The sequence below is a fragment of the Neorhizobium huautlense genome, from assembly GCF_002968575.1.
Classification (GTDB): domain Bacteria; phylum Pseudomonadota; class Alphaproteobacteria; order Rhizobiales; family Rhizobiaceae; genus Neorhizobium; species Neorhizobium huautlense.
Map to the genome: position 1 here is coordinate 13,007 of NZ_PVBM01000024.1, position 12,238 is coordinate 25,244.

Sequence of the window (12,238 nt, forward strand, 5' to 3'; positions counted from 1 at the left end):
TCACTCAGAACCCTCCGTCCGCTTCATTATACTGCACCTACCCCTACCACCACCCTAATGACTTTTGTTTGCAAAATCCTCCAATAGGTGATAATGACCGACCAGTCAGTCATATTTGGAATCGCGATGGCCGAGAAACGAAGAGAGAAGCGGGATCCGCAGCAGCGCCGGGCCGAAATCCTTGCGTCCGCCTTTGCCTGTTTTGCCGAGCGGGGCTTTGCCGCCACCCGGATGGAGGATGTCGCAGCCCGCGCCGGCATCGCCAAGGGCACCGTCTACCTGCATTTTCCGGACAAGGACGCGCTGTTTACCGAACTGGTGTCCGGTGTCGCCTCGCCCATCCTCGGCCAGATGGGCGAATTCGTCGCGAACGAAAGCATTACGCCGCGCTTCGCGGTCTCGATGTTCTACGCTCTCTTCAGGCGGGAGGTGCTGGAGACCGATCGCCGGCATCTGCTGCGGCTGATCCTGGCGGAGGGACCGATGTTTCCAGCCGTCGCGGAATTTTATCACCGGGAAATCATCTCCAGGGGGCTCGGCGTGCTGCGCATCCTGCTCGGCCGCGCGGCCGCCCGCGGTGAGCTGCGCAACCCGAAGATCGTCGAGACGCCGCAGCTCGTCATGGCCCCGCCCCTGCTCTCGATCATCTGGACGACGCTTTTCGAACCCTACGAACACCTCGACACACAAAAGCTCTTCGACACGTTTCTCGACACGCTCTTCGTGCCGGCTGAGGACCTCTCGGAAGGAGGCACGCAATGAAGCGGATATTCGTCATCGCACTCTTGGCCGGTATCGCGCTTGCCGCCCTGCCCTTCCTTTTTGCAGAGAAGAGCCCGCGTCCGTATCAGGGCTGGGTTGAGGCTGATACGCTCTTCATCGGCGCGGAAGGCACGGGCCGCCTGGAAAGGGTCGACGTGCAGGAAGGCGGCACCGTCGCTGCAGGCAACCCGCTCTTCAAGCTGGAGACATCGAGCGAAGAGGCGGCCGTCGCCGCGGCCCGTGCAGCGCTTGCACGCGCACAGGCCGAGCTCGAACTTGCCGAAGCGGCCCAGAAGCGGCCGGAAGAGATTGACGTGCTGCGCGCATCCGAGCGCGAGGCGAATGCCAGACTGGAACTCGCCAAACAGGATCTCGACCGGACCCGCGTTCTCGCCGAGCGCGGCACCGCCACACAGGCGAGCCTCGACGCGGCGATCGCGACCGAAGCCGCCAACCGTGCCGCGCTCGACAATGTGCGCAGCCAGATCACGCTCGCCCATCTGCCGGCGCGCGAACAGACGCTCCGCCAGGCAAAGGAATCCATGGCTGCGGCCAAGGCCGAACTCGCCTCGGCGCAAGCAGCGCTTGCCCGCCGCGCCGTCGCCGCGCCCGCCGCCGGCAGCATCGAAACCCTCTATTATCGCCTCGGCGAGGTCGTACCGGTCGGGCGACCGATCGTGGCACTCCTCCCGCCCGAAAACGTCCGCATCCGCTTCTTCGTGCCTGAGACCGAAATTGCAGCGCTGTCCCTCGGCCAGCCGGTCCGTGTCACCTGCGACGCCTGCCGGCCGTCGGATGCGAGGATCAGCTTTATCGCGAAAACTGCCGAATACACGCCGCCGGAGATCTACAGCCTCGAGGAACGAGCAAAACTCGTCTATCGCATCGAGGCAATTCCCGCCGATCCTGCAACGCTGCGTCCCGGCCAGCCGGTCGATGTTGCCGCAGGAGCCCGGCCATGACCGCAACCGCCGAGTCCCCCGAAACCGTCATCGACGTGCATCATCTGACCAAGAGCTTCGGCGGCCGCAAGGTGGTCGACGATGTCTCCATGTCGGTGAGGAAGGGCCGCATCCACGGTTTCCTGGGCCCCAACGGTTCCGGCAAGACGACCACCATCCGCATGCTCTGCGGCCTGTTGACCCCCGACAGCGGCAACGGCACCTGCCTTGGCTTCGACATCCTGACCGAGAGCGACCGCATCCGTCGCCGCGTCGGGTACATGACGCAGAAATTCTCGCTCTATCAGGATCTGTCCATCCGCGAGAACCTGGAATTCGTCGCCCGCGTTTACGGACTTCCCGATGCCCGCGGCAAGGCGAAGGCAGCGATCGAGCGGCTCGGTCTGAAGGGTCGCGAAAAGCAGCTCGCGGGCGAACTCTCCGGCGGCTGGAAGCAGCGCTTGGCGCTCGGCGCCTGCATCCTGCCCGAGCCTGCACTTCTCCTCCTCGACGAACCGACCGCAGGTGTCGACCCGCAGGCGCGCCGCGACTTCTGGAACGAGATCCATGCGCTCGCCGCCGATGGCCTCTCGGTTCTGGTTTCCACCCACTACATGGACGAAGCGGAGCGCTGCCACGAGATTGCCTATATCGCCTACGGCAAGCTGTTGGTCCAGGGGACTGTCGATGAAGTCATCGAAGGCACCGGTCTCGTCACGTGGACCGTCTCCGGCCCCGATGTCCACCACCTCCAGGCCGAACTCCTGCAGCAGCCGGGCATCGACATGATCGCCCCGTTCGGACTGAGCCTGCATGTGGCGGGACATGACGAATCGGCGCTTGAACAGGCGATCGCCCCCTATCGCCAGCGCCCGGGCTTCAAATGGGAAAAGGGCGAGCCGACGCTGGAGGATGCCTTCATCGACCTGATGGGCCGCTCGGAGGACAATTTCCGATGACCGCGCCCCATGACCCGGAACTCAACGGCAATGGAGGTTTCTTCAAGCGCTTCTGGGCGATGACCGTCAAGGAATTCATCCAGATGACCCGCGACCGCGTGACGCTCGCCACCATGATCATGATCCCGGTCATGCAGCTCTTCCTGTTCGGTTTCGCGATCAACACAACCCCGCACGATCTGCCGACCGCCGTTCTGATGCGCGAGAACAGCGATATCGGCCGCTCGATCCTCGCCGCATTGAAGAACACCGATTTCTTCGAGGTCCAGTCCGTCATCACCCGCACCGAGGACATGGATTCGCTGCTGGAATCGGGCCGGGCGCTGTTCGTGGTCGAGATTCCGGAAGGCTTCGAACGGGCGGTAAGGCGCGGCGAGACGCCCGCCCTTCTCGTCGCCGCCGATGCCACCGATCCGGTTGCATCGAGCTCGGCGCTCGGCGCGCTCTCCGGCATCGTTGCGTCGGCCCTCGCCAACGACCGGCAGATCGAGTTTTCGGAACCGTCGAAACCCGCTTTCTCGATCGTGCAGCATCGCCGCTACAACCCTGCGGGTTCGTCGACGCTCAACATCGTCCCCGGCCTGCTCGGCACGATCCTGACGATGACGCTTTTGATCTTCACCGCCCTCTCCGTCACCCGCGAGATGGAGCGCGGCACCATGGAAAACCTGCTCTCCATGCCGATCAGGCCTCTGGAAATCATGTTCGGCAAGATCACGCCCTACGTCCTGATAGGCCTCATCCAGGCCCTCATCATCATTTCGGCGGGCATCCTGGTGTTCCGGGTTCCGATCCTCGGCGACCTGCCGTCACTGGCCGCCGCGACGGCGCTCTTCGTCGTCGCCAACCTGTCGATCGGCTACACCTTCTCGACCCTGGCGACCAACCAGTTGCAGGCGGTTCAGATGGCGATGATGTTCTTCCTGCCGAACATTCTGCTCTCGGGCTTCATGTTCCCCTTCGCCGGCATGCCGGGCTGGGCACAATGGATCGGCGAGGCGCTGCCGCTGACCCATTACATCCGCATCGTCCGCGCGATCATGCTGAAGGGTGCGGATATCGCCACGCTCGCCTATGATACGAGCGTCCTCGCCGGCCTGATGACGTTCGCCATGCTGATTGCCGTCACCCGCTTCCGCCGGACGCTCGACTGACAGATTTTCCTGCGTATTTCCCCGATATGGCCCGAACCAGGATAACCTCCCGAATCCGCCTTGCATTATTTTCGTGCAACGCACAAAATCCTTGCAACGATCATTGATCGGCCATCGAAGGCCGGCAAGGGGCGACCAAAGGGGCAGCATGGCGATCAAGGCGAGTATCTACCACCTCACCCATTACAAATACGACAGGCCTGTCCGCCTTGGGCCTCAGATCATCCGGTTGAAGCCCGCCGCTCATTCCCGAACGAAGGTGTTGAGCCATTCGCTGAAGGTCACCCCATCAAACCACTTCGTGAACCTGCAGCAGGACCCTTACGGCAACTACCTCGCCCGCTATGTCTTTCCCGATCCGGTCACCGAATTGAAGATCGAGGTCGATCTGATCGCCGATATGACGGTCTACAATCCCTTCGACTTTTTCGTGGAGGAGGAAGCCACAAAGTGGCCTTTCGACTATCCGGAAACGCTGGTCGAAGACCTGTCGATCTATATGAAGCCGGAGCCGGCGGAGCCGGCGCTTGTCGACTATCTCAAGACCTTCGACATGTCCCCCGGCCAGCCAACGGTCGATATGGTGGTGGGCATCAACGCCCGCCTGCAGCAGGCGATCGGTTATGTCATCCGCATGGAGCCCGGCGTGCAGACGCCGGAGCAGACGCTGACCTCGGCCATGGGCTCCTGCCGCGACACCAGCTGGCTACTGGTCCAGATCCTTCGCCACCTCGGTCTCGCCGCCCGTTTCGTCTCGGGCTATCTCATCCAACTGACACCCGACCTGAAAGCGCTCGACGGCCCCTCCGGCACTGAAGTCGACTTCACCGATCTGCACGCCTGGTGCGAAGTCTATCTGCCGGGAGCCGGCTGGGTGGGTCTCGACCCGACCTCCGGCCTCTTGACCGGCGAAAGCCATATCCCGCTTGCAGCAACGCCGCACTACCGCAACGCCGCGCCGATCTCCGGCGGTTATTTCGGCGAGGCGGAAACCTCCTTCGACTTCGACATGAAGGTTGCCCGCGTCGCCGAACACCCCCGCATCACCAAGCCGTTCTCCGACGAATCCTGGGAAGCGCTCAACGATCTCGGTGAAGAGGTCGACCGCATCTTGCACGCGCAGGACGTCCGCCTCACCATGGGCGGCGAGCCGACCTTCGTGTCGATCGACGACTTCGAATCCGACGAATGGAATACCGACGCCGTCGGCCCCACCAAGCGCGAGAAGGCCGATATCCTGATCCGCAGGCTGCGCGAGCGTTTCGCGCCGGGCGGTTTCCTGCATTACGGTCAGGGCAAGTGGTATCCCGGCGAGAGCCTGCCACGCTGGACCTTCTCGCTCTACTGGCGCAAGGACGGCAGCCCCATCTGGAGCAATCCCGACCTGGTGGCTGAGGAAGGCCGCGACTACGACATCGGCGATGACGATGCGGAAAAGCTGCTGGCGGGCATTGCCGGTGAGCTTGGCCTGGATCCTGACTATGTGGCCCCGGCCTACGAGGATCCGGCGGAATGGATCATCAAGGAAGGCAGCCTGCCGGAAAACGTTGATCCCTCGAATTCCAAACTCAAGGATCCGGAGGAACGCAACCGCATCGCCCGTGTCTTCGAGCGCGGCCTGACGCGTCCGAGCGGTTATGTCCTGCCCGTCCAGGCCTGGAATGCACAGGCCAGAGGAACGGCAAGCCGCAAACGCTGGATGAGCGAAAAGTGGCGCACCCGCCGCGGCAAGATCTTCCTCGTTCCCGGAGACAGCCCCGTCGGTTATCGTCTGCCGCTCGGCACGCTGCCTTACGTGCCCCCGTCGCAGTTTCCCTATATCCACGAAGCCGATCCCTCCATCCCCCGCCAGCCCCTGCCCGATGCTATCGTGCCGGCGGGCCGCGCCATGCCCGAATCCTCGTTCAAGGCGGATGATCCGGCCAATCTCGGCCGCGTCGAGCAGGTGCTGGGCGAAATCGGCGGCGCCGTGCGCACTGCCATATCCGTCGAACCGCGAGACGGCAGGCTCTGCGTCTTCATGCCGCCGGTGGAGAAGATCGAGGACTATCTCGAACTGATCGCCGCCGCCGAGAACGCCGCTGCCGAACTCGGTCTGCCGGTCCATATCGAGGGTTATGCGCCGCCGCACGACGAACGCATCAATGTCATCCGCGTCGCGCCCGATCCCGGCGTCATCGAGGTCAACATCCATCCGGCCGCAAGCTGGAAGGAAACCGTGTCGATCACTACGGCGATCTACGAGGAGGCCCGCCAGAGCCGGCTCGGCGCCGACAAGTTCATGATCGACGGCCGCCACACCGGCACCGGCGGCGGCAACCATGTGGTGGTCGGCGGCGCCAATCCGAACGACAGTCCATTCCTGCGCCGCCCGGACCTTTTGAAGAGCATCGTGCTGCACTGGCAGCGGCATCCTTCGCTATCCTATCTCTTCTCCGGTCTGTTCATCGGCCCCACCTCGCAGGCGCCACGTATCGACGAAGCCCGCCACGATTCGATGTACGAGCTGGAAATCGCGCTTTCCCAGGTGCCGGCGCCCGGCCAGGGCGTACCGCCCCTGCCCTGGCTGGTCGACCGCCTCTTCCGCAACCTTCTGACGGATGTCACCGGCAATACCCACCGCTCCGAAATCTGCATCGACAAGCTGTTTTCGCCGGACGGCCCGACCGGCCGCCTCGGCCTCGTTGAGTTCCGCGGCTTCGAAATGCCGCCGAATGCGCGCATGTCGCTCGCCCAGCAGCTTCTCGTCCGCGCGCTGATCGCCCGCTTCTGGAAGAACCCGCTGCAAGGCAGGTTCGTCCGTTGGGGCACGGCACTCGCGGATCGGTTCATGCTGCCGCACTATGTCTGGGCCGATTTCCTGGACGTGCTCGCCGATCTCAGGGAAAACGGCTTCGACCTCCGGCCCGAATGGTTCACCGCACAACTCGAATTCCGCTTCCCCTTCTTCGGCGAGGTGGAATACGAGGGCTCCAAACTGGAGCTTCGTCAGGCGCTCGAACCCTGGCATGTGATGGGCGAACAGGGCGCCATCGGCGGCACCGTCCGGTATGTCGATTCCTCCGTGGAGCGGCTGCAGGTGCGGCTCGAAACCAGCAATCCGTCGCGTTACACGGTCGCCTGCAATGGCCGGGCCGTGCCGTTGAAGGAGACCGGCACGTCCGGCGTCGCAGTTGCCGGCGTACGTTTCAAGGCATGGCAGCCGTCCGCCGGCCTTCATCCGGTGCTGCCGGTTAATACGCCGCTCACCTTCGACATTTATGATACATGGTCCGGCCGATCGATCGGCGGCTGCATCTACCATGTTGCCCATCCGGGCGGTCGCAATTATGAGACCTTCCCAGTCAACGGCAACGAGGCCGAGGCCCGCCGGCTTTCCCGGTTCGAACCGTGGGGGCACACGGCAGGGCGCTATGCGCTTCTTGCCGAAACGCCCTCTCCCGAATTCCCGCTGACGCTCGATCTGCGCCGGCCGCTAGGAGTCTGAAACGCCCGATGTCCAAGGCACCGGCAACCGACCGTGTAACCGAAACGCGGATCCTCAATGATCCGGTTCTCGGCTATGCAGCATTGCCGGGCATCGCAGACGAGATGCTGGACGCCAATGGCCAGATCCGGCCGGTCTGGCGCAACCTGATCTCGCATCTGAGCCGGATGCCGGAAGGCGATCTTCAGGAGCGGTTCGCACGCGCCGACCGGTATCTGCGCGATGCCGGCGTCTTCTACCGGACCTATGGGGCGCAAGGGAGCGGCGAGCGCAACTGGCCGATCAGCCACGTGCCCGTGCTGATCGACGGCAAGGAATGGGAAGCGGTTTCCAAAGGCCTCGTGCAGCGTGCCGATCTTCTGGAAGCGGTGGTCTCCGATATCTACGGCGAAAACCGGCTGGTGCAGGAAGGCATCCTGCCGCCGGCCCTGATCGCCGGCAATTCCGAATTCCTGCGGCCGCTGGTCGGCGTCAAACCGGTCGGCGGCCATTACCTGCATTTCTGTTCCTTCGAGATCGGCCGCGGCCCGGACGGCAACTGGTGGGTGCTTGCAGACCGCACCCAGGCGCCGTCGGGCGCCGGCTTTGCGCTGGAAAACCGCGTCGCCACCACGCGCGCCCTTTCCGACATCTATGGCGAAAGCCACGTGCATCGTCTCGCCTCCTTCTTCGGCGCCTTCCGCGACGCGCTGCAGGCGCACAAGCAATATCCGGAGGACCGGATCGCGGTCCTGACGCCAGGCCCGGCCAATGAGACCTATTTCGAGCACGCCTATATCGCCCGCTACCTCGGCTTCATGCTGCTCGAGGGTGAGGACCTGACGGTGGTGAACAACCGCGTCATGGTGAGGACCGTGGCCGGCCTGAAGCCGATCGGCGTCCTTTGGCGGCGTCTCGATGCTTCCTATGCCGATCCGCTGGAACTCAACCAGAACTCCCATATCGGCACGCCGGGTATGGTCCAGGCGCTGCGCTCGGGCGCGGTCACCTTCGTCAATGCGCTCGGCTCCGGCATCCTCGAAACCCGCGCCCTTCTTGCCTTCATGCCGACCGTCTGTCGTCGTCTGCTCGGCGATGATCTGTTGATGCCGTCGATCGCCACCTGGTGGTGCGGCCAGAAGGCCGAACGCGATCATGTGGCGAAGAACATCGAGAAGATGGTCATCGGCCCCGCCTATTCCCGCCTCCCCTTCTTCGACGACAATGGCCAGTCGGTGCTCGGCTCGTCGCTTCGCCAAACCGCGAAGGCGTCGATCGGCGACTGGCTCTCCTCGGAAGGCGCCAAGCTTGTCGGCCAGGAAGTCGTGACGCTTTCCACGACCCCGGCTTATGTGAACGGCAAGCTTGTCCCGCGGCCGATGTCGTTGCGCGTCTTTGCGGCGCGCACCGAAAACGGCTGGCAGATCATGCCCGGCGGCTTTGCCCGCATCGGTTCAGGCCCCGACGTCGCGGCGATCGCTATGCAGGCGGGCGGCGCGGCGGCCGACGTCTGGATCGTCAGCGACAAGCCCGTGCCCAAGCCGACGCTGCTGCCGCCGGAGGAGAGTTTCACCCGCAACATGCCCGGCAGCCTGCCGAGCCGCGCGGCCGACAATCTCTACTGGCTCGGCCGGTATATCGAGCGGGCGGAAGGGGCTTTGCGCATCCTGCGCGCCTGGCACTTGCGTTACGCCGAATCCGCCGATCCGGGGCAGCCGCTGCTGGCCGATGTGTCGCGTTACCTCAAGGCGATCGACATCGACATGTCGAAGGCCGTGCCGGCCCCGCTCTTGCGCAATATCGACAGCGCGATCTATTCGGCCAGCAACATCCGGGATCGCTTTTCGCCGGACGGCTGGCTGGCCCTGACCGACCTTGCCAAGACCGCCCGCCGCTTCCACGAGGCGGTCCAGCCGGGCGATGACGCCAGCCACGCCACCACCATCCTGCTCCGCAAGCTCGCCGGCTTTGCCGGTCTCGTTCACGAAAACATGTACCGCTTCACCGGCTGGCGGTTCCTGTCGATCGGCCGCCATCTGGAACGTGCGCTGCACATGACCCGGCTGCTCGGCCATATGTCCGGCCCCGAGGCCCCGGATGGCTCGCTCGACATGCTGCTGGAGATCGGCGACAGCGTCATGACCCATCGGCGCCGCTACAACGTCGCCACCGCCCGATTGACGGTCGCCGACCTGCTGGCGCTCGATCCCTTGAACCCGCGCTCGATCCTTTTCCAGCTGAATGAGATCCGCACCGAGGTGGAGCAATTGCCGAATGCCTTCGTCAACGGCCAGATGTCGCCTTTCTACCGCGAGGCGATGCGGCTTCATTCCGGCCTCGCCGTCATGACGCCGGAGGCGATGGACCATGAGGTCTACCGAAAGCTCGAACAGGAGATGGAGAAGCTGTCCGATATTCTCGGCCAGACTTACTTCAGTTAGGGTGCGGGAAGAGTGGCCATGCTCTACGATCTCAACCTCCACATGGGTTACGTCTACGACGTTCCGGCTTCCGGCGCCCGTCATGTGATCCGCGTCCTGCCTTTGTCGCTTCCCGACCGGCAGCGGCTGATTGCCGGCTCCGTGACCGTCGCGCCGAACGCTGACGAGCGGACCACCTTCATCGATTTCTTCGGCCAGCAGGCGACCTCGGTTCTCGTCCGCGCGCCGCATGACCGGCTCGATATCCGCATGCAGGCCCGCGTCATGGTGGAAGCGCCGACGATAACGGCAGACCTCTCGCCGGAACTCGACGAACTCAAGGAGGAGCTCGCGGAACTCTGGTCGGTCGATCCCGCCTCGCCGCATCACCTCGCCGGCCCGAGCCCCCGTCTCGCGGAGGAGCCGCAGATCGCCGCCTATGCCCGCGAGATCGCCAGGCCCGGACAGACCGTGCGCGAAATCGCCTTGGCCCTTTGCGCCCGCATCCACAAGGATTTCACCTACGACCCCGAGGCCACCACCGTCGACACGACCCCGAAGGAGGCCTTCCGTTTGCAGCGCGGCGTCTGCCAGGATTTCGCCCATGTGATGATCGTCGGCCTACGCAGCCTTGGCATCCCGGCCGGTTATGTCTCGGGCTTCCTGCGCACCATTCCGCCGCCCGGCAAGGAGCGCCTCGAAGGAGCGGATGCCATGCATGCCTGGGTCAGGGTATGGTGCGGCGAGACGCTCGGTTATCTGGAGCTGGATCCGACCAACGACATTCCGGCCGGCAGCGACCACATCGTCGTCGCCTATGGCCGTGACTATGCCGACATCGCCCCGGTTGTCGGCGTCCTCAAGGGCTACGGAAATCAGAAAGTCGTCCAGGCGGTCGACGTCGTTCCCTTGAATTCCTGACAATTCCGCCTCGTTATGAGGCTAATTTATTGTAATTGCTAAAATTCTATTAATTCCATTAGGCCTTCCTATACGCGCCTTAACTTAGCATGGCTTCAGTTGTTCAAATGATTTGGACGGGGGTTGGGGCTATGAAAACCTGCACGCATTTTGCGCGGCTGATGAAGGACCGCGCCGGAAATTTCGGAATCATGACAGCCATTGCGATACCGGTCCTCATGGGAGCTGCCGGTGTCGCGATCGATCTGACGCGCGTGATCGAGGAAAAGAACCATCTTCAGGCCGCCGCCGACGCGGCCACGCTCGCCGCGGCGTCCGCCATGTCCGAAGAAGGCACCATGAGCGAGACGGACGCGGAAAAGCTGATGATGGATTTCTACGTCGCCCAGGCCGCGCAGACGATCAACACGTCCGACATGACCGAGGAAGAAAAGGCAGCGGCCCGGGAGGCGCTCAGGCAGAACGCCGAGGCGGCGGCGACGGCCACGATCGCCACGAACACCGCCGCAAGCTACGACATCCGCCTCAAGGCGACCTATGACGTACCGATGAGCGGACTGACCGCCCTTCTCGGCTTCGACAAGATGACGATCAGCGTCGAGAGCCAGTCCGCAAGCGGCCGCGAGGGCAATGCGCTCTCCATGTATCTGGCGCTCGACGAATCCGGCTCGATGGCCTGGGATACGACGACGGTCAATCCCGCGCAGCCGACAAAACTGGTCGCGACAGACCAAAAAGAAAAATATAGCTGCCCCACGAAGTACAACCCTAACAAGATGTGCGAGCGTACGGTCTACAAGGAGGTACCAAACTACCTGACCAAGATGGCATCTCTGAAGGCTGCGGCCGCCGTCATGTTCGGGGAACTGGACAAGGCGGATCCCAACATGGAACTCATCCGCGTTGGCGCCGATTCCTACGACGACAGAACCAAACCCGAACAATCGATCCAGTGGGGCACGTCCTACGTCAAGACCTATGTAAATAACATGCCGGCCGTCCCGGATGGCGGAACCGATGCCAGCGGGGCCATGGCCAATGCATTTGCAGCGCTCAAGGCAGCGAATGGGGCCGAAAAGACTGCGCATACCGGCAAAGGCAATACGAGCTTCGAGCGCTTCATCGTGCTGATGACCGACGGTGAAATGACCGGCAACAGCGGCACTTGGAACTCGACCATCGACGTCAAGGTCCGCGCCCTCTGCGATCAGGCAAAGGCAGACAAGGACCAGGCCGGCAATGCCATCAAGATCTATACGATCGCTTTCATGGCACCCACGAAGGGCAAGGAACTGCTCGAATACTGCTCCAGCGGCAAGGAAGATTATTACTACGAGCCGAACAGCATGACCCAGCTGGTCCAGAGCTTCGGCGAAATCGCCCGCAAGGCCGCAAAGACCGGCACCCGCCTGACCAACTGACCCCGCAAAGTCAGGCCACGGAACGCTCCGCCTCCGGCGGGGCGTTTTTCGTTGTGCTTTTGCCCATCAATTGCGCAAAGATAAAACGACCGTTGCAACTGGGTCATAACGGTGCATAAACTGTCGCCACAACATCGTGCCAGATGGACTGAATCGGACGCTATCCCCCCGCTCCACCAGAAAGTTGGCGACTT

Annotated in this window: 8 protein-coding genes; all 8 read left to right on the plus strand. The window is 63.2% G+C overall.

Annotated elements, in window-relative coordinates; genetic code table 11:
• The first annotated feature begins 126 nt into the window (after positions 1–126).
• The 8 genes from C5L12_RS21785 to C5L12_RS21820 all read left to right on the plus strand — a co-directional run bounded on the left by C5L12_RS21785 (position 127) and on the right by C5L12_RS21820 (position 12,044).
• Positions 127–762, plus strand: coding sequence for a TetR/AcrR family transcriptional regulator (locus tag C5L12_RS21785; protein WP_105374241.1), 636 nt, complete (start codon positions 127–129; stop codon positions 760–762).
• Complete coding sequence (locus tag C5L12_RS21790) at positions 759–1,724, plus strand: HlyD family secretion protein (RefSeq protein ID WP_105374167.1); 966 nt, start codon at positions 759–761, stop codon at positions 1,722–1,724. Before C5L12_RS21785 ends, C5L12_RS21790 begins: the two co-directional genes overlap by 4 nt.
• Positions 1,721–2,662 carry an ABC transporter ATP-binding protein gene (locus C5L12_RS21795; RefSeq protein ID WP_105374168.1) on the plus strand — a complete coding sequence of 314 codons (942 nt, stop codon included), beginning with the start codon at positions 1,721–1,723 and terminating at the stop codon, positions 2,660–2,662. Before C5L12_RS21790 ends, C5L12_RS21795 begins: the two co-directional genes overlap by 4 nt.
• Positions 2,659–3,816 (plus strand): ABC transporter permease, encoded by a 1,158-nt coding sequence (locus tag C5L12_RS21800; RefSeq protein WP_105374169.1) that lies wholly within the window; start codon positions 2,659–2,661, stop codon positions 3,814–3,816. Before C5L12_RS21795 ends, C5L12_RS21800 begins: the two co-directional genes overlap by 4 nt.
• A 148-nt stretch (positions 3,817–3,964) precedes the next feature.
• The gene (locus C5L12_RS21805) at positions 3,965–7,303 is read left to right on the plus strand and encodes a transglutaminase family protein (RefSeq protein ID WP_105374170.1); all 3,339 of its coding nucleotides are present in this window, start codon (positions 3,965–3,967) and stop codon (positions 7,301–7,303) included.
• 8 nt (positions 7,304–7,311) lie between these two features.
• Positions 7,312–9,723 (plus strand): circularly permuted type 2 ATP-grasp protein, encoded by a 2,412-nt coding sequence (locus C5L12_RS21810; protein WP_105374171.1) that lies wholly within the window; start codon positions 7,312–7,314, stop codon positions 9,721–9,723.
• An 18-nt stretch (positions 9,724–9,741) separates the two neighbouring features.
• Positions 9,742–10,623, plus strand: coding sequence for a transglutaminase family protein (locus tag C5L12_RS21815; RefSeq protein WP_105374172.1), 882 nt, complete (start codon positions 9,742–9,744; stop codon positions 10,621–10,623).
• A gap of 131 nt (positions 10,624–10,754) precedes the next feature.
• Positions 10,755–12,044 carry a TadE/TadG family type IV pilus assembly protein gene (locus tag C5L12_RS21820; protein WP_165924240.1) on the plus strand — a complete coding sequence of 430 codons (1,290 nt, stop codon included), beginning with the start codon at positions 10,755–10,757 and terminating at the stop codon, positions 12,042–12,044.
• Positions 12,045–12,238: the final 194 nt, after the last annotated feature.

Bases quoted from the DNA above. Each gene is read 5' to 3' on its own strand.
- C5L12_RS21785 (WP_105374241.1), top strand. From the start codon at position 127: ATGGCCGAGAAACGAAGAGAGAAGCGGGATCCGCAGCAGCGCCGGGCC.
- C5L12_RS21790 (WP_105374167.1), top strand. From the start codon at position 759: ATGAAGCGGATATTCGTCATCGCACTCTTGGCCGGTATCGCGCTTGCC.
- C5L12_RS21795 (WP_105374168.1), top strand. From the start codon at position 1,721: ATGACCGCAACCGCCGAGTCCCCCGAAACCGTCATCGACGTGCATCAT.
- C5L12_RS21800 (WP_105374169.1), top strand. From the start codon at position 2,659: ATGACCGCGCCCCATGACCCGGAACTCAACGGCAATGGAGGTTTCTTC.
- C5L12_RS21805 (WP_105374170.1), top strand. From the start codon at position 3,965: ATGGCGATCAAGGCGAGTATCTACCACCTCACCCATTACAAATACGAC.
- C5L12_RS21810 (WP_105374171.1), top strand. From the start codon at position 7,312: ATGTCCAAGGCACCGGCAACCGACCGTGTAACCGAAACGCGGATCCTC.
- C5L12_RS21815 (WP_105374172.1), top strand. From the start codon at position 9,742: ATGCTCTACGATCTCAACCTCCACATGGGTTACGTCTACGACGTTCCG.
- C5L12_RS21820 (WP_165924240.1), top strand. From the start codon at position 10,755: ATGAAAACCTGCACGCATTTTGCGCGGCTGATGAAGGACCGCGCCGGA.